This is a genomic window from Mesorhizobium sp. M4B.F.Ca.ET.203.01.1.1, from assembly GCF_004791025.1.
In the GTDB taxonomy this organism is placed as follows: domain Bacteria; phylum Pseudomonadota; class Alphaproteobacteria; order Rhizobiales; family Rhizobiaceae; genus Mesorhizobium; species Mesorhizobium abyssinicae.
On record NZ_SRUO01000022.1, the window covers coordinates 25380 to 41427 of the forward strand.

Annotated in this window: 17 protein-coding genes; 8 read left to right on the forward strand and 9 right to left on the reverse strand. The window is 65.9% G+C overall.

Translation table 11 applies throughout. The annotated features are described in order from the left end of the window. Positions 1-8 precede the first annotated feature (8 nt). The 3 genes from EN846_RS30225 to EN846_RS30235 all read right to left on the reverse strand — a co-directional run bounded on the left by EN846_RS30225 (position 9) and on the right by EN846_RS30235 (position 2330). A complete protein-coding gene (locus EN846_RS30225) occupies positions 9-833 on the reverse strand; it encodes a lipo-like protein (protein ID WP_127393880.1) in 825 nt (274 codons plus the stop codon). An 88-nt stretch (positions 834-921) separates the two neighbouring features. Next, positions 922-1860, reverse strand: a complete 939-nt coding sequence (locus EN846_RS30230; protein WP_127393881.1) for a CHAD domain-containing protein — start codon at positions 1858-1860, stop codon at positions 922-924. After that, complete coding sequence (locus EN846_RS30235) at positions 1857-2330, reverse strand: CYTH domain-containing protein (RefSeq protein WP_127393882.1); 474 nt, start codon at positions 2328-2330, stop codon at positions 1857-1859. Before EN846_RS30235 ends, EN846_RS30230 begins: the two co-directional genes overlap by 4 nt. A 91-nt stretch (positions 2331-2421) precedes the next feature. On the opposite strand from EN846_RS30235, the gene EN846_RS30240 reads away from it, so the two are divergent. From EN846_RS30240 to EN846_RS30260, 5 genes are all read left to right on the forward strand, one after another. Continuing rightward, positions 2422-3141, forward strand: coding sequence for a DUF1956 domain-containing protein (locus EN846_RS30240; protein ID WP_127393883.1), 720 nt, complete (start codon positions 2422-2424; stop codon positions 3139-3141). Next, positions 3138-4091: an HlyD family efflux transporter periplasmic adaptor subunit gene (locus tag EN846_RS30245; protein WP_128345998.1), complete on the forward strand. Its 954-nt coding sequence runs from the start codon at positions 3138-3140 to the stop codon at positions 4089-4091. The genes EN846_RS30240 and EN846_RS30245 overlap by 4 nt, the downstream gene beginning before the upstream one ends. After that, positions 4088-5008 carry an ABC transporter ATP-binding protein gene (locus EN846_RS30250; protein WP_127309579.1) on the forward strand — a complete coding sequence of 307 codons (921 nt, stop codon included), beginning with the start codon at positions 4088-4090 and terminating at the stop codon, positions 5006-5008. Before EN846_RS30245 ends, EN846_RS30250 begins: the two co-directional genes overlap by 4 nt. A gap of 8 nt (positions 5009-5016) precedes the next feature. Continuing rightward, the gene (locus tag EN846_RS30255; RefSeq protein WP_127285449.1) at positions 5017-6153 is read left to right on the forward strand and encodes an ABC transporter permease; all 1137 of its coding nucleotides are present in this window, start codon (positions 5017-5019) and stop codon (positions 6151-6153) included. 95 nt (positions 6154-6248) lie between these two features. Then, the gene (locus tag EN846_RS30260) at positions 6249-7214 is read left to right on the forward strand and encodes an MBL fold metallo-hydrolase (protein WP_127392236.1); all 966 of its coding nucleotides are present in this window, start codon (positions 6249-6251) and stop codon (positions 7212-7214) included. A 42-nt stretch (positions 7215-7256) separates the two neighbouring features. Here the strand turns inward: EN846_RS30260 and EN846_RS30265 are convergent, their stop codons facing one another. Together EN846_RS30265 and EN846_RS30275 are read right to left on the reverse strand one after the other, a co-directional pair. Next, the gene (locus EN846_RS30265) at positions 7257-8234 is read right to left on the reverse strand and encodes a threonine/serine dehydratase (RefSeq protein WP_127392235.1); all 978 of its coding nucleotides are present in this window, start codon (positions 8232-8234) and stop codon (positions 7257-7259) included. Positions 8235-8541: 307 nt separating this feature from the next. After that, entirely contained in the window at positions 8542-8865 is a 324-nt protein-coding gene (locus EN846_RS30275) for a hypothetical protein (protein ID WP_127285440.1), read from the reverse strand. 166 nt (positions 8866-9031) lie between these two features. Between EN846_RS30275 and mbfA the strand changes: the two genes are divergently transcribed. Continuing rightward, on the forward strand, positions 9032-10015 hold the full coding sequence (gene mbfA / locus EN846_RS30280; protein ID WP_127392234.1) for an iron exporter MbfA: 984 nt from the start codon (positions 9032-9034) through the stop codon (positions 10013-10015). Between the two features lie 51 nt (positions 10016-10066). Here mbfA and EN846_RS30285 read toward each other — a convergent pair whose 3' ends face one another. Continuing rightward, a complete protein-coding gene (locus tag EN846_RS30285; RefSeq protein WP_127392233.1) occupies positions 10067-10411 on the reverse strand; it encodes an antibiotic biosynthesis monooxygenase in 345 nt (114 codons plus the stop codon). Continuing rightward, positions 10408-10776 carry an NIPSNAP family protein gene (locus tag EN846_RS30290; RefSeq protein ID WP_127392232.1) on the reverse strand — a complete coding sequence of 123 codons (369 nt, stop codon included), beginning with the start codon at positions 10774-10776 and terminating at the stop codon, positions 10408-10410. The genes EN846_RS30285 and EN846_RS30290 overlap by 4 nt, the downstream gene beginning before the upstream one ends. Positions 10777-10957: 181 nt before the next feature. Here EN846_RS30290 and EN846_RS30295 point away from each other — a divergent pair, with 181 nt between their 5' ends. After that, positions 10958-11632 carry a winged helix-turn-helix domain-containing protein gene (locus EN846_RS30295; protein WP_127392231.1) on the forward strand — a complete coding sequence of 225 codons (675 nt, stop codon included), beginning with the start codon at positions 10958-10960 and terminating at the stop codon, positions 11630-11632. A gap of 349 nt (positions 11633-11981) precedes the next feature. Here EN846_RS30295 and ligD read toward each other — a convergent pair whose 3' ends face one another. Next, on the reverse strand, positions 11982-14483 hold the full coding sequence (gene ligD, locus EN846_RS30300; protein WP_127392230.1) for a DNA ligase D: 2502 nt from the start codon (positions 14481-14483) through the stop codon (positions 11982-11984). Between the two features lie 12 nt (positions 14484-14495). Beyond that, positions 14496-15359, reverse strand: a complete 864-nt coding sequence (locus EN846_RS30305) for a Ku protein (protein ID WP_127392229.1) — start codon at positions 15357-15359, stop codon at positions 14496-14498. A 363-nt stretch (positions 15360-15722) separates the two neighbouring features. Here EN846_RS30305 and EN846_RS30310 point away from each other — a divergent pair, with 363 nt between their 5' ends. Next, positions 15723-15869 (forward strand): hypothetical protein, encoded by a 147-nt coding sequence (locus EN846_RS30310; protein ID WP_126057275.1) that lies wholly within the window; start codon positions 15723-15725, stop codon positions 15867-15869. Positions 15870-16048 lie beyond the last annotated feature (179 nt).

The window sequence follows — 16048 nt, forward strand, 5'->3', positions numbered from 1 at the left end:
GAAAGCCATCACCTTTCTGAAGCGATTGCTCCCGCCTCTGCGGCTTCGGCGTCCGTTATAGCGTCGCCCCACGCGACTGCCCGGTAGTCGAAGCCATATTCCAGCGTCGGCTTGACGATGCGGAAGAAGGGCGACAGGTCGAAATCGCGCGGCGTGTAGAGCGAGTGGTGGCGGATGTGCAGGATTTCCCGGCGCATGTAGCTCGACTGCGCCGAGGCGCGGCCGGGGGCGCGGGTGATCTCGGGCAGGATCGGATAGCGGATCTGGCCATAGGCCTCGGCGATCAGCGTCGAGCAGATCGCCCGCGTCGGATCGCCGGACCCGAAGGCCAGCATGCGGCGACGCCAGCGCACCGGCACCGGCGGCGTCGGCAGGAAGAAGCGCAGCATGTCGAAGATGTTCTTGAGATCGTATCGCAGGCCGAGCTTGCCGATCATGAAAGCGACGACCTTGTCGCGGTCTTCCGGCGTCAGCCCGCTCGCCCTGCAGATGCGCGTGTTGTAGGTGCGGTAGCGCGACAGCGGCACGGCGACACAGCCTTCGCCGAGCGTGACTTCGATCAGGCGCGGCCGCTCCGAACCGTCCGCGGGCGCGGGCAGAGCGTCGCCGACATAGAAGGCGGCATGCGACCAGGTCGACTGGGTCAGGTATTTGATGACCGCCGAGATCTTCTGGTTGCCTTCGATGAGCAGGATATCGCCTGGCTCGAGCGCGCGGCGCAGCGTCTCGGCATCGGACGGCGTGTAGGGCTCATAGCCCGACGATTCGTCCTGCAGCCGGCCGGCAAGCCAGCGGCCAAGGCGGTCGAGAAGCGTGTCGGCCGGCGCGGTCATGGTAGAGCGTGCTTAGCACGGGCCGGCGGGGAAGTGCCAGCGCGGGAGGCTGGCTCCCCCTTCTCCCTGGTGGGAGAAGGAAAAGCGGTCAGCCGGCGGCCGCGGCCAGATCGTCCGGGGCGCCGGCGAGATCGTCGCGGGCCTTGCGCGCGAGCTTCCTGGTCGAGCGCTTGGGGCTGTCGCCGAACAGCTCGATCGCATCGGCAAGGCACGACTTCCTGAGGCTCTTCTCCGAGCGCTTCAGGAGCTTGGCGAGAAGCCTGGTGTCCTCGGGCGGCCCGAGCGGCTCGCCATCGGCATCGAGCAGCGCGCGCATGACGAAAACATCATGCAGATCGCCCAGCCTTTCGCCCAGCGAATCGACCGCCTTGCGGCGGGACTTGATCGGGGTCGGCCACAGCCGGCCGAGCAGCGACAGGTGCATGCTGTGGGTCTTGGCCGCCTTGCGCAAATCGTGGAAATCGTCGGCCTCGCCGCGCGAGCCTGCCTTGTCCAACGCCTTGCGCGCCCGCCGCAAGGTCGCGCGGGCGCCTTCGGCGAGAATGTCGGCCGCCTGTTCGGGCTGGTCGGGCAGCGAGAGCCTGTCGATGTGGCCGAGGCCTTCACGGCAAGCGACGGCGGCGGCGCTGATCGCGGCATCGAGGCCGGCGCCGGCATGCATTTCATGCTGGCGCATCACCAGCCGGTCGCGCGCGGCGTCGAGGCCGCCGCCGGCGCTCTGCTCCGGAAAGGCGGCAGCCAGGCGGTCGACGGTCTCGATCAGTGCTGTCGCCTCGCGCGGTCCGGCAAGCAGCGCCGATACCTGCTTGTAGCACTCGTTTTCGGTCTGGCAGAACGGTTCGTCCCCGGAACGAACCAGGCGCAGCAAGGCGCGCACGCTCTTCAGCCGCTTGCGGCATTTGTGCAGGCCCTGCTCGGGCTTCTCGCGCGCCGTCTCGAGATGGGCAAGCGCCTTGCCGACCTCGTCGGCCAGGATGCGCCTGACCTCGCCGGTCAGCGGCAAGCGCGGATCGATGCGAAAACTCATGCGGCGATCTCCGGAATCCCCCCAAGGGCGAGCGACGCGTTGTAGAATCTCGACTCGCCGGTGATTTCACGGCCGAGCCAATCAGGCAGCATTTCGTCAGGCACGTCTTCCGGCGTCTCGAGCTCGGCCACCACCAGCCCCGCCAGCATCCCGCCGAAGACATCGACTTCATAGAGATAGCCGCGGTGCCTAACATGGTGACGTGTCTTCTCGATGACACGCCCGACGGCGAAGGCCTGCATCTCCTGCGCCTCCGCGAGCGGGATCGAATATTCGAACTCGTCGCGCTCGCGCGCCCTGCTGCCGAACTTCAGCGTCAGCTTGGCCGAGACGCCGTCGCCGATGCGCACACGCACCGAGCGGCCGGGCGTTGCAGCAAGGTAGAACTGCCGAATGCGGATATCCGCCTCGACCCGATCGCGCCAGGCGGGGCTGGCGACCAGGAACTTGCGTTCTACTTCCTTGACCATGGCCGCGCACTAAAGCGCGCGTGGACCAACATGGCAAGCCGATGCCGAGAATCAATTTGACTTTAATCAATCGATTGATTAAACGAATATCATGAGCAAGAAAACGAGCGCCAAACCTTCCCATCGCGAAGCTTCTCCCGCCGAGCAGACACGCGCCGCGCTCGTGCACGCGGCGCTCAAGCTGTTCGGGCGGCAAGGCTATGACGGCACCTCGACGCGCGAGATCGCCGCCGAGGCCAAGGCCAATATCGGCTCGATCGCCTATCATTTCGGCGGCAAGGAAGGCCTGCGCACCGCCGCCGCCGATTACATCGTCGACACGATCCAGACGATTGCCGGCCAAGCCGTTGGAAGTCAGGCAATTGGAAGTCAGGCTGGTCCGGAAGCGGCGCGGGCGCAGCTCTTCGCCGCGCTGGAGCGGATGGTGGCCTTCATCGTTGCCAGCCCGCAAGCCGGCGAGATCGTACAATTCGTACTTAGGGAGCTTTCCCATCCGACGGCCGCGCTCGACCGCATCTATGCCGGCGTGTTCGAGCCGACGCACCGCAGGCTTTGCATGATCTGGGAGCAGGCGACGGGCGAGCCGGCCGAGAGCGAGCGCACCCGGCTCACCGTGTTCACGCTGATCGGCCAGGTCATCTATTTCCGCATCGGCCGCGAGGCAGTGATGCGCCGGATGGGCTGGCGAGAGATCGGCGAAGCTGAGGCCGCCAAGGTGGTGGCGATCACCTCGGACAATCTCGGCGCAATTCTGGCCGCCCGCAATCTGGCTGCCCGCAGCAACGCCGCCCGCAAGGAGGGCAAACCATGAGCTTGCTTTGTTCGCTGCCGCTTGCCGCCCAGCTGTTCGGCGCCTGCGCGCCGGCGGCACCGCTCGCCGTCGGCTATGTCGAGGGCGACTATGTGCTTTTGGCGCCGATCGAAGTGGCGCAGGTGGAGACGGTCGCCGTCAAGCGCGGCGACCGCGTCTCGCCGGGCGCGACCGTGGTGACGCTGGAGAGCGCCGACGCCAAGATCGCCGTGGCGCAGGCCGAGGCAGCACTTGCCCAGGCCGAGGCGCAGCTTGCCGACCTGCAAGTCGGCAAGCGCCCGGAAGAGATCGCCGTGCTCAAGGCGCAAGTCGACATGGCCAGGGCGCAGGCCGCCGACGCCAAGCGCCGCTATGATCGCGCCAGCGATCTCTACAAGCGCGGCACCGGCACCCAGGCCGACTACGACACGGCGTCGGCCGCGCTGGAGACAGCCAACGCGCAGCTCGGCCAGGCCGAGGCCAACCTCGCCGTCGGCGGACTGCCGGCGCGGCCCGAGACGATCAAGGCCGCCGACAACCAGGTCAAGCAGGCGCAGTCGGCGCTGGAACAGGCTCAGTGGCGGCTGTCGAAACGCGTGCTGACGGCGCCCTCGCCCGGCCGCGTCAACGACGTGATCCGCAATCCGGGCGACACCGCCGGCCCGACCGCTCCGGTCGTCTCCCTGCTGCCGGACGGTGCCGTGAAGCTGAGCGTCTATGTGCCGGAAAGCGCCTTCTCATCGGTCAAGGTCGGCGCGCTGCTCAGCGTTCATTGCGACGGCTGCGGGCCCGAGCTGAAAGCGCGCGTCAGCTATGTGTCGCCGGACCCGGAGTTCACGCCGCCGGTGATCTATTCGCTGGAGAACCGGCAGAAGCTGGTCTTCCTGGTCGAGGCGCGGCCCGAGGGCGATGCCGGCCCGCTGCAGCCCGGGCAGATCGTCGACGTCGACCTGGCGGATGCCGGAAAATGAACGTCATCGACGTCCATGGCCTGGTCAAGCGCTTCGGCAACAAGACCGTCGTCGACCATGTGACGATGACGGTGGCCGAAGGCGAGATCGTCGGCTTTCTCGGGCCGAACGGCTCCGGCAAGACGACGACCATCCGCATCATGTGCGGGCTGCTGACGCCGGACGAGGGCGAGGGCACGGTGCTCGGCTTCGACATCCGCACCGACTCGCTCAGCATCAAGCGCGAAGTCGGCTACATGACGCAGAAATTCTCGTTCTACGAAGATCTGACGATCGGCGAGAACCTCGAATTCGTGGCGCGGCTCTATCAACTGAGACCGGTCGAGGAGCATGTGGCGCGGACGCTGGAGGAGCTTGGCCTGACGACGCGCCGCAGCCAGCTCGCCGGCACGCTGTCGGGCGGCTGGAAGCAGCGGCTGGCGCTCGCCGCCTGCATCATGCACAAGCCGAAGCTGCTCCTGCTCGACGAGCCGACGGCCGGCGTCGATCCCAAGGCGAGGCGCGAATTCTGGGACGAGATCCACCGGCTGGCGAGCGGCGGCCTGACCGTGCTGGTCTCGACCCATTACATGGACGAAGCCGAGCGCTGCCACCGCATCAGCTACATCTCCTACGGCAAGATGCTGGCCACCGGCACGGTGGAAGAGGTGGTGAAGAATGCCGGGCTCACCACCTTCGTGGTGCAGGGTCCGCGTCTCGACCAGGTCGCGGAGGCGCTGCAGGGCCGCGCCGGCGTCGACCAGGTGGCGCCGTTCGGCGCGACGCTGCATGTCGTCGGCTCCGACAAACAGGCGCTCAAGGCGGCGCTCGCCGATGTCGAGAAGCAGCACAAGGGCGTGACGGTGACGCCGGGCGAAACCAGCCTCGAGGACGTGTTCATCCAGTTCATGGCCGGCTCGAAGGACAATATGGGATGAAAAACAGGATGAGCGCCCTGTTCTCCTTCGCCAGGCTCGGCGCGCTGCTGATCAAGGAGTTCATCCAGATGCGGCGCGACCGCATCACCTTCGCCATGATGCTGGGCGTGCCGCTGATGCAGCTGGTGCTGTTCGGCTATGCCATCAACAACGATCCGAAGAGCCTGCCGGCGGCGCTGGTGGCGACGAGCAGCGATCCCTACACGCGGGCCATGGTCTCGGCGCTGCAGACCACCGGCTACTACCGCTTCGACCATGTCGCGCAAAGTGCCGCCGAGGCCGAGTTCCTGATGTCGCGCGGCGACGTCGCCTTCGTCGTCACCATTCCCGCCGATTTCGCCCGCCGCGTCGAGCGCGGCGACAGTCCGCAGATCCTGATCGAAGCCGACGCCACCGACCCGGCGGTGGCGAGCGGCGCCATCTCGACGCTGGGCACGGTCGCCAACCAGGCGCTGCTTCGGGCGCGCGGCATGCAGGAGGCGGCGGCGGAAACCGCCAAGGGCCAGCTCGAAGTGGTGGTGCACCGGCGCTACAATCCCGAGGGCATCTCGCAATACAACATCGTGCCCGGCCTGCTCGGCGTCATCCTGCAGATGACGATGGTGATGATGACGTCGATCGCGCTGACGCGCGAGACCGAGCGCGGCACGATGGAGAACCTGCTCGCCATGCCCTCCAGCCCGCTCGAGATCATGATGGGCAAGGTGCTGCCCTATCTGGTGGTCGGCGCCGTGCAGGTGGTGGTGGTGCTGGCGGCGGCGAAGCTCTTGTTCACCATCCCGTTCACCGGCTCGATCTCGCTGCTGTTGACCGCCGTGCTGATCTTCGTGCTGGCGCTGGTGCTGCTCGGCTACACCATCTCGACCATCGCCCGCACGCAGATGCAGGCGCTGCAGCTGACCTTCTTCTTCTTCCTGCCCTCGATCATGCTGTCGGGCTTCATGTTCCCCTATCGCGGCATGCCGGGCTGGGCGCAGCTGTTCGGCGAGATCCTGCCGCTGACGCATTTCCTGCGCATCATCCGCGCGGTGATGCTGAAGGGCGCCGAGCTGCCGGCGGTGGCGACCGAGATCGGCTGGCTGGTGCTGTTCGTGGCGCTGTTCGCCGGCGTGGCGCTGGTGCGGTTCAGGCGGACGCTGGACTAGGTCCAGCAAGGCATGGGCTCCGTACGCTGTCGCGGCTGTGCCGGACTGCCCGAATGCGATAGAGTGGGGGTTCCTGTATCATCAGAGCTGGTCCGATGAGGGTCGTCGATACGGCAGAGGTCATCTTTCTCGTCGACAACGCGACGGACAGCCTGTCGTCGAGCCCCGGCTTCGTCGAGACCGAGTTCGCCCGCCTTCGCCGTCGCGGCATGCCATGGCTGTCCGGCAAATGCCTGTGCTGCGCCGCGCATGGGCTTTCCTGCCTGATCACCGTCCGGACGGCATCGGCCAACCGCACGCTGCTGTTCGACACCGGGCCCGAGGAATGGGCGTTCGAGCGCAACGCGGTCAGGCTCGGCGTCGATCTCGGGCAGGTTGGGGCGGTAATGCTGTCGCATGGGCACTGGGATCACGCGGGCGCAATGCCGCGCGCCCTGCAGATGATCACGATGGGCAATGGCGGGCGGCCCGTCCCGACCTACATGCATCCCGACATGTTCGCCTTGCGGGCGACCAAATCCGCCGATGGGCAGTTTCGGCCGATGGAACTGGTGCCGAGCGTGGAGGTCCTGTCCGGGAGCGGCGCCGATGTCATCGTCACCCGCGACGAGCAGTTGCTTCTTGACGAGACGTTCTATGTCAGCGGCGAGATCCCACGCGTGACCCGGTTCGAGCGCGGCTTTCCTGGCCAGTATCGCCAGACCGCCGCAGGCAACTGGGAACCGGACGAAGTGATGCCGGACGAGCGCTATTTGGCAATCAACGTGGCCGGCAAGGGGCAAATCGTCTTCACCGCCTGCTCGCACGCCGGCCTGATCAACGTCCTGACCCACGCCCGGGCTCGGTTTCCGGAAATTCCGCCCTACGGCGTGTTCGGCGGCTTCCACCTCTCGGGGGTGACCGAGCCGATCATCCCCGAGACGGTCGAAGCGCTGGCCCAGTTCGACCTGCAGCTGATATCGCCCGGGCATTGCACGGGCTGGCGCGCCGTGAGCGCGCTCGCGGCCGCCTATGGCGAGACGGTCGCTCCATCCGTGGTCGGCAAGACGTTTTTGCTTTGACGGCTCCATCGAACGACCCAGGCGTCCAATGCCGGCAGCCCCCTAAGCCGCCGCCATGATCTCCGCATAAGTGCCGAAATCGACATTGCCTCCGGAGAGCACGACAGCGACGCATTTGCCTGCGAGATCGATCTCGCCGGACGAGAGCGCGGCGAGACCCACGCAGCCGCCGGGCTCGACCACCAGCTTCAGGAACGCCATGGCGTCGCGCATTGCCTGCGCCGTCGCCTTGTCGGACACGGCGACGGCGCCGGCGAGGTTCTTGCGGTTGATCTCGAAGGTGATGGCGCCGGGCTCGGCGGTGAGGATGGCGTCGCAGATCGAGGTGTGGCCGGGCTCGTTGGCGACCCTCTCGCCCCTGGCCAGCGAACGGCGGGTGTCGTCGAAATGTTCCGGCTCGGCGGCCCACACGCCGGTGCCGGGCGAAGCATCCTTGACGGCAACGGAAATGCCGCTCGACAGGCCGCCGCCGCCACAGGGAATGACGACCGCGTCGAGGCTGACGCCGAGAGCCCTGGCCTGAGCCATCAGCTCGAGGCCGATCGTGCCCTGGCCGGCAATGATGGCCGGATCGTCGAAGGGAGGAACCAGCGCCATGCCCTTGTCAAGCCAGGGACGAACCACCGTCATGCGGTCATCGCGAAAGCGGTCGAACGGAACCACCTCGGCGCCCATCTTGCGGACATTGCCGATCTTCATCGCCGGCGCGTCGGCCGGCATGGCTATGACCGCCTTGACGCCGAACATCGCGGCGGAAGCGGCGACGCCCTGCGCGTGATTGCCCGAGGAGAAGGCGACGACGCCGCGACCGCGCTCCGCCTCGCCCAGCGACGACAGTTTGTTGTAGGCGCCGCGGAATTTGAACGAGCCGGTGCGCTGCAGCGTCTCCGGCTTGAACAGGATGCGGCCGCCGAAGCGCTTGTTGAGCTCCGGCGATTCGATCAGCGGCGTCTCGACGATCAAGCCGGAGAGGCGCGTGGCGGCGTTGCGGATATCGGCGATGCCGGGAGGGACGGTCATGGGCGCGGCCTTGAGCAAACAGATCGCTCATGGTGCACGGAAAAGGCCGCGGCGCGCCAACGAAAAAATGTGATGGTTACAAGGTTGGCGGATCATAGCTGCCGTTGGCGCCGCCCCTCACCTGCCTGCCGGTGTCCTCTCCCCGTATGGTGACGGGGAGAGGGTGCTATCATCGCGGCTTTCGCCGATCACCAACGTTGCAAGAATGGCGCAGAGGCTACGGCCAGCCCTTTCTCCCCGTCACTATACGGGGAGAAATGCCCGGCAGGGCAGAGGGGCGGCGCCGAGGGTGGCAAGTGGCCGCCTCTCACCCCAACAGCGTCCTTTGCCTCTTGCTGCCGCCGAGCTTGCGCCAGGCGTTGAAACGGTGGGTGGCGGCGGCGAACGAGATCTTCATCTGCTGGGCGACCGAATAGCGCGACTTGCCGTCGTCGAACATGCGGTAGCAGCACTCGACGCCCTCTTCCGTCAGCTTGCCGTCGGGAGCCTTGTTGTGCGGATTGGCGGGATCGAATTTCTCGACCTGCTGCTCGACCAGGCCTTTCAGGCGCTGCAGGTCGGCCTCGATGCTAGCGATGAGATCGAGGACGGGTTTCGGATCAAAGGCGTGCGCATGCTCTTTCGGCGACATCCGGGAATTCCTTTCTTTCGGCTTAGGTTCGGTTATATAGGTGAACGTTCGGCAACAATGAAGGCCTCACCGGATCAACAAATTTTGTTCCCGCGGGCGATGCGCGATTGACCGGCAACGGGTCAAACCCTAGTTTAGAATAATTCTAATCTAGAGTGACATGCTCATGCTTTCACGTGTTTTCGGCTTCGGCCGTCGTTCCTTCGATTCGCTCTCCGAGCAGGAGATCCTGGCGCTGGCCATATCGTCGGAGGAGGATGACGGGCGCATCTACCGCGCCTATGCCGACGGGCTGGCGGAAGATTTTCCGCAATCGGCCAAGGTGTTCGAGGCGATGGCGGAGGAAGAGGACGGCCACCGCGATTCGCTGATCGAGCTCTACCGCAAGCGTTTCGGCGAGCGCATTCCGCTGATCCGGCGCGAGCATGTCAGGGGCTATTACGAGCGCAAGCCCGACTGGCTGGTCAGGCCGCTCGGCATCCAGACCGTGCGCCGGCAGGCCGAGGCGATGGAACAGCAGGCCTACCGCTTCTATGTCGAGGCCGCCAAGCGCACCACCGATGCCTCGACCCGCAAACTGCTCGACGAACTGGCGGTGGCCGAGCAGGGCCATGAGAGCTCGGCGCATCAACTGGAACAGGAGCATGTCCCGGGCGAGATCAAGATCGAGGAGGCGACGGCCGAGCAGCGGCAGTTCATCCTCACCTATGTGCAGCCGGGACTGGCCGGGCTGATGGACGGATCGGTGTCGACGCTGGCGCCGATCTTCGCCGCTGCCTTCGCCACGCACGACACATTCCAGACCTTCCTGGTCGGGCTTGCCGCCTCGATCGGCGCCGGCATCTCGATGGGCTTCACCGAGGTCGCGTCCGACGACGGCAAGCTGTCCGGCCGCGGCTCGCCGATCAAACGCGGGCTGACCGTCGGCATCATGACGACGCTCGGCGGTCTCGGCCACGCGCTGCCCTATCTCATCCCGTTCTTCTGGACGGCGACGGCGGTCGCCGCCGTGGTGGTGTTCTTCGAACTGTGGGCGATCGCCTTCGTGCAGAACCGCTACATGCAGACACCGTTCTGGCGCGCCGCCTTCCAGGTGGTGCTGGGCGGCGCGCTGGTGTTCACGGCCGGCGTGCTGATCGGGAATGCTTAGAGCCATCCGTCGCCTTCGGCGACACCTTCTCCCACAAGGAGAAGGGGAGTTTCACCCATTCGCCGCCCTGCTATCCGCCGGCGCCTCGGCCCTCTCCGTCTGGCCGTAGTCGCGCACGACGTGGGCGATGCGCAGACGGTAGCCGGCAAAGATTCCGCCACGGCCGGCCTGCTGCGCCTGCCGGTGCTCCTCGGTGTTGCGCCAGGCCTTCACCGCCTCCTCGTCGCGCCAGAAGGACAGCGACAGCACGCGGTTCGGATCGGCAAGGCTCTGGAAGCGCTCGATCGAGATGAATCCGTCGATGCCGTCGAGCAGGGGCCGGAGCTCGGCGGCGATGCCGAGATAGGCCTCGCGCCGGCCCGCCGCCGGCTCGACCTCGAAGATGACGGCGATCATGCCTCTATCCCTTCCTTGACCGTGACGTCGGTCCGGAACAATTGCCGCGGTCCGTGCGGGCCCGACACCAGCTTCAGGAAGATGCGGTCCTCCTTGAGAATGAACTTCTCGCGCCGGGCGAACTCGTAGTTCGCCTTGCCGGCCGGGTCGGCGGCAAGCCGGGCGCGGTAGGCCTCGTAGGCCGCGAGATTGTCGATGTTGTAGGCGGCAAAGGCCGTGGTCGCCGACCCCTCGTGCGGCGCGAAGTAGCCGATGAGGTCGGCGCCGCAGCGCGGGATGGCCTGGCCCCAGGCACGCGCATAGTCCTCGAAGGCCGCCTTGCCGAACGGATCGATCTCGTAGCGGATGAAGCAGGTGATGGTCATGGCGGTCTCCTCATCAGGTTGATTTTTCGGCGACGACAGTTCGAGCGCGGTCGAAACATCGCTTCCGTCGGCATGCTAGTCAGCTTCATGTCAGGAGTGGGCGCCTCAATGGTCGTCCGCTCCTTGAACTGAACCGACAATAGTGATTTCCTCGCAGGAATGCTTCGACAAGGATCGAACTATGCGTGAAGGACCCGATATCGCCCGCATCGCCAGCCTGGTCGGCGATCCGGCCCGCGCCAACATGCTCACCGCGCTGATGGGCGGCACGGCGTTGACCGCCTCCGAGCTGGCGCTGGAGGCCGGCGTGTCGCTGCCCACCGCCTCCTCGCATCTGTCGAAGCTGATGGAGGGCGGACTGCTGAGCTTGGCCAGCCAGGGACGGCATCGCTATTACGGGCTCGCCGGGCCGCAAGTCGCCGGCATGATCGAGGCGATCATCGGCGTCGCCGAAGCGGTCGGCCCGAAGCGCGTGCGGCCGGGGCCACGAGACGCGGCGATGCGGGTGGCGCGGGTCTGCTACGACCATCTCGCCGGCGAGCAGGCGGTGGCGATGCTCGACCGCCTGATCGACAGGGAGGTGTTGCTGCGCGACGACAGCGAGATCAGGCTTGGCCCGGCGGCGGCCTCGCATTTTTCCGCGCTCGGCATCGATGTCGAGGCCAAGGCCAGGCGGCCGGTGTGCCGTGCCTGCCTCGACTGGAGCGTCAGGCGCTCGCACCTCGCGGGCACGCTGGGCGCCGCAATCCTCGACAAGATCATCGCCGAGAAATGGGCGCGGCGCGAAAAGGGCAGCCGCGCGGTGGTATTCTCGCCGGCGGGAAAGCGGGAATTCGAGAACGTGTTTCTGGCGTAGGCTGCTGGTCTTGGCGATAGCGTGCATGGCAGCTTGGCGCGTGCATTGTCTAATGTAGCGCTGGTCGACCCCCACTCCGTCTCGGCTTCGCCGAGCCACCTCTCCCCCGATCGACGGGGTAGAGGAAAGACGCCAGGCTCTTTTGCCGCCAACGCTCGTCCAGCAATGCTCCCTTCCTTTCCCTCCGGAGGGGGGAAAGGTGGCGCTGCGAAGCAGCGACGGATTGGGGGAACCACGTGGCAATCAAACCTCGGCCCTGATCAGTCGCGCCAGTCACAGAAGATGTGTGCATAGCGTAACATGCCCGGCGGGACAGAGGGGCGAAGGATCACGACGCTCGTTGCGCCAGCTAGCTCCGCTTCAAAACCTTGCCCAGCTTGAAGAAATCCTTCCATGGATCGGCCTTCTTCAACTGCTCCAGCGTGGTGGAATCGCCGAGCGGGAAGGCGTTGGGCGCCAGCCCCTTCTCGAGTTCCGGCCAGGTCACCGGCATCGACACGGTGGCGCCCTTCTTGGCGCGCGACGAGTAAGGCGCGACCGTGGTCGAGCCGCGGCCGTTGCGCAGATAGTCGACGAAGATCCTGCCGGTGCGCGCCTTCTTCGACAGCGTCGCGGTGTAGCGGTCGGGCGAAGCCTGCTCCAGCGCGCGGGCGAAATCATGGGCGAAGTCCTTGACCTCGTCCCAATCCGCCGACGGCTTCAGCGGCACCAGCACGTGATAGCCCTTGCCGCCGGAGGTCTTGACCAGATTGGGGAGCGAAAGCTCGTCCAGCTTGCCCCGGATGTCGAGCGCCGCCTCGCGCACCGCCTTGACGTCGACGCCCTCATCGGGATCGAGGTCGAAAATGATCTGGTCGGGCTTTTCCAGCGCATCGATCGTGCAGCCCCAGATATGCACCTCGACGACACCGTACTGGACCAGCGCGGCAATGCCGTCGAAATCCTTGATGTAGAGGATCTCCTCGCCATCGGTCGGATCCTTCATCCTGGCGATCTTGTCGCTCATGCCGGGCGAGGCGTGTTTCTGGAAGAAGCGCTGGCCGCCGATTCCGTCCGGCGCCCGCACCAGGCTGAGCGGCCGGTTGACGACGAATTGTTCCATGCGCGGCCAGACCAGCGCGTAATGGTCGAGCAGATCCTGCTTGGAGACCTTCTCGTCGGGCCATAAGAGCTTCTCCGGGTGGGAGAGCTTCACCGAGGTCTTGGCTGACGCAGCGTTTGGCGCCGCCTTCGTCTCGGTCGCGCCCTTGCCGGCGGCCTTACTGGGCTTCTCCTGCACGACTTCCTCCGCCGGCTTGTCTTCGCGCAGCCCCTGGAACGAGGCGTGACGTATTATACGGTCCGAGGTCCAGCTGCGGAACTCCACTTCGCCGACAAGATCGGGCTCGACCCAGACCAGCCCCTTGCCCTTCGGCACGGCGGCGGAGAAGGGCGACGTTTTTGCGGTGAGTCCGTCGAGTCTTTTCTTGAGGTCGGCGGCCATCTTGCCGGAAAAGCCGGTGCCGACGCGGCCGGCATAGTGCAGCTTGCCGCCCTCATGATAGCCGACCAGCAGCGAGCGCAGGCCGCGCCCGGTCTTGTCCGAGGGCAGGTAGCCGCCGATGACGAATTCCTGCCGCAGCGTGCATTTCGACTTCACCCAGCTGAGACCGCGGCCGCTGCGGTAAGGCGCGTCGGCGCGTTTGGAAACCACGCCTTCGAGACCCATGCGGCAGACATGCTGCAGCATGACCTTGCCCGGCTCGTGGAAATGGTCGCTGAAGCGCAGCGCCGAATCCTGCGGCTGCTCGCCGAGCAGTTCCGCCAGCGCCTGCTTGCGCTCGACCAGCGGCTCGCGGCGCAGGTCCTTGCCGTCGAGGCGCATCAGGTCGAAGGCGTAGTAGACGAAGCGATCGGCGCGGCGGGCCGAGAGATCGGCCTGCAGCAGGGCGAAGGACGACACGCCGCTGTCGGCCAAAACGATGATCTCGCCATCGATGATGGCGTCGCGGCATTTGAGGCCGGCAAGCGCGGCGGTGACCGGACCGTCGAATTTTGAGGTCCAGTCGAGGCCGGCGCGGGTCAGCAGCCTCATTTCGCTGCCGGCGATCTGCGCCTGCATGCGATAGCCGTCGAATTTCACCTCGTGCAGCCAGTCGTCGCCGGAAGGTGCATCCTTCTCCAGCGTGGCGAGCTGCGGCTCGATGAACTCCAGCCGCTTGGCAGGCCCGGCTCTTGCCTTGCCGGCTGCTGCCGGCTTGTTGGAGTGCCAGACTTTCGGCTTCGCGCCCTTGGCCGTCTTGCCCTCGCCGACCTCCTCGATCGTCAGGCCGGATTTCACCGATTTCGGCTCCTGCTTCAGGATGTCCTCGCCGGGACGCGCGGCGGCATCGTCGGACTTGATCAGCAGCCAGTTGTCGCGCTTTTCGCCGGAGCGCGGCTTCAGCCGCACGAGATGCCAGCGGCCATGCAATTTGTGGCCTTCCAGCTCGAAGCCGATATGGCCCTTCTTCATCGCTTTGGCCGGATCGCCTTCCGGAATCCATTTGCCCTCGTCCCAGACGATCACCGAGCCGCCGCCATACTCGCCCTTGGGGATGGTGCCTTCGAACGGCGCGTAGTCGATCGGGTGGTCCTCGACATGCACGGCCAGCCGCTTCTCGTGCGGATCGAGGCTCGGGCCGCGCGTCACCGCCCAGCTCCACAGCACGCCGTCATGCTCGAGGCGCAGGTCGTAGTGCAGCCTGGTCGCGGCATGCTTGTGGATGACGAAGATGCCGGCGGCTTTCTTGCCGCTCCGCGACAGCTTGCCGGCCGGCTCGGCGGTCTTCCTGAAATCGCGCTTGGCCCGATACTGCTCGAGGCTGGCCATGGCTGCGGCCTCCTATGCCGATTTGCGCCGCGGAGCGGAGGCCTTGCCGCGTCCGGCCTTTGGCTTTGGCTTCGCCTTCGACGCGGCCTTGCCCGCGCCTTCCGCGTTCAGGCTCTTCTTCAGCGCATCGAAGAGGTTGACGACATTGGACGGCTTCGGCGGCGCCTTGGCCTTCGGCGCCTTCCTGCCGGCCTTCCTGGCGCGGATCAGCTCGAGCAGGGCATCCTCGTAGCGGTCGTCGAACTTCGACGGATCGAATTTTGTCCCCTTCCGGTCGATGATGTGCTCGGCAAGGTCTATCATCTCGTCGTCGGTCTTGACCGACTTGATATCGCCAAAGACGCTGTCGGGCTGGCGCACCGTGTTGTCGTAACGAAGCGTGGTCAGCACCATGCCCTTGCCGAGCGGCTCGATCACCACCGGGCGTTCCCGCTGGTAGAGCACGATGCGGGCGAGGCCGGCCTTCTTCTTGCCCGCCATGGCGTCGCGGATGACGGCGAAGGCCTCCTCCGACACCTTGTCCGCCGGCGAGACATAATAGGGCGTGTCGAGGTAGATCTGCCGGATCGAGGCCTTGTCGACGAAGCCGTCGAGGCTCATTGTATGCGAGGATTCGATCTGGACGGCCTCGATCTCGTCTTCCTCGATATGGATGAACTCGCCGTCCTCGAGCTCATAGCCCTTGATCTCGTCGCCTTCCTCCAGCGGCTTGCCGGTCTCCGCATCGACATAGATGCGCTTCACCGTATTTCCGGTCTTGCGGTTGAGGATGCGGAAGGAGACCTTTTCGGCGTGGGTGACGACGTTGGTCAGCTCGATGGCGCAAGTGACCAGCGACAGCTTGAGATAGCCTTTCCAGGCCGGGCGCGGCGCCATGACGAACTCCGTGAGCGGGGTGGTTCAACCGAGAACGGGCAGAGCCCGCTCCGGTTCCGGGAGACAGGCCGCTTCCAGACAGGGCCCTGACTTGGGCCACGCACGGAAATTTCGCCGAGGCGCGCGCGGTTGAAACAGAACCGCGTCCGAACGACATCGAGACGAAACATATGTGATGCAAAAGTCACATTGGGCAAAATGCCGGCAAATGGCTCTGAAAGACCCCGAATCAGCCGCATTCCGGCCACGAAGCAGGGCATTTCGGACCAGAAATTAACATCACGTTCACCGACTATTCACGCCTCGACGCTATGATGCCCGCAATTCGGACGGGACATCCGAAATCGGGACAGGGACAGGGAAATGAAGTTCTGGAACCACATTGCCGGCTATGCCGCCGCCATCCGCGAATTCGTCGCGCCGACCTATCGGCCTGAGCGCTATTACATGCGCGGCCCAGGCCCGGCCTGCGCCCGCCGCGGCAACTCGCTCGGCATCAGCGCGCACTGATCATGACGCTGGAGAGCCGTCATGACAGCCGGATCTGCAAACCGGCCGACAGCCATCGCGCAACCACCTATCGCGCCGAGCGCCCCGCGCTGGCCGATCGGCGGCGTGCGACAACGCCACCGCTTTGACGCCGCCGCCGGCTGGCTTAGTGTCTGACGACACCAGCAGCCGGGGCCGAC

Excerpts from the sequence above, each read along its gene's own strand:
- EN846_RS30295 (WP_127392231.1), top strand. The coding sequence starts at position 10,958 with ATGCGTGAAGGACCCGATATCGCCCGCATCGCCAGCCTGGTCGGCGAT.
- ligD (WP_127392230.1), bottom strand. The coding sequence starts at position 14,483 with ATGGCCAGCCTCGAGCAGTATCGGGCCAAGCGCGATTTCAGGAAGACC.
- EN846_RS30260 (WP_127392236.1), top strand. The coding sequence starts at position 6,249 with ATGAGGGTCGTCGATACGGCAGAGGTCATCTTTCTCGTCGACAACGCG.
- EN846_RS30255 (WP_127285449.1), top strand. The coding sequence starts at position 5,017 with ATGAGCGCCCTGTTCTCCTTCGCCAGGCTCGGCGCGCTGCTGATCAAG.
- EN846_RS30240 (WP_127393883.1), top strand. The coding sequence starts at position 2,422 with ATGAGCAAGAAAACGAGCGCCAAACCTTCCCATCGCGAAGCTTCTCCC.
- EN846_RS30235 (WP_127393882.1), bottom strand. The coding sequence starts at position 2,330 with ATGGTCAAGGAAGTAGAACGCAAGTTCCTGGTCGCCAGCCCCGCCTGG.
- EN846_RS30290 (WP_127392232.1), bottom strand. The coding sequence starts at position 10,776 with ATGACCATCACCTGCTTCATCCGCTACGAGATCGATCCGTTCGGCAAG.
- EN846_RS30310 (WP_126057275.1), top strand. The coding sequence starts at position 15,723 with ATGAAGTTCTGGAACCACATTGCCGGCTATGCCGCCGCCATCCGCGAA.
- EN846_RS30285 (WP_127392233.1), bottom strand. The coding sequence starts at position 10,411 with ATGATCGCCGTCATCTTCGAGGTCGAGCCGGCGGCGGGCCGGCGCGAG.
- EN846_RS30305 (WP_127392229.1), bottom strand. The coding sequence starts at position 15,359 with ATGGCGCCGCGCCCGGCCTGGAAAGGCTATCTCAAGCTGTCGCTGGTC.
- EN846_RS30250 (WP_127309579.1), top strand. The coding sequence starts at position 4,088 with ATGAACGTCATCGACGTCCATGGCCTGGTCAAGCGCTTCGGCAACAAG.
- EN846_RS30265 (WP_127392235.1), bottom strand. The coding sequence starts at position 8,234 with ATGACCGTCCCTCCCGGCATCGCCGATATCCGCAACGCCGCCACGCGC.
- EN846_RS30225 (WP_127393880.1), bottom strand. The coding sequence starts at position 833 with ATGACCGCGCCGGCCGACACGCTTCTCGACCGCCTTGGCCGCTGGCTT.
- EN846_RS30275 (WP_127285440.1), bottom strand. The coding sequence starts at position 8,865 with ATGTCGCCGAAAGAGCATGCGCACGCCTTTGATCCGAAACCCGTCCTC.
- mbfA (WP_127392234.1), top strand. The coding sequence starts at position 9,032 with ATGCTTTCACGTGTTTTCGGCTTCGGCCGTCGTTCCTTCGATTCGCTC.
- EN846_RS30230 (WP_127393881.1), bottom strand. The coding sequence starts at position 1,860 with ATGAGTTTTCGCATCGATCCGCGCTTGCCGCTGACCGGCGAGGTCAGG.
- EN846_RS30245 (WP_128345998.1), top strand. The coding sequence starts at position 3,138 with ATGAGCTTGCTTTGTTCGCTGCCGCTTGCCGCCCAGCTGTTCGGCGCC.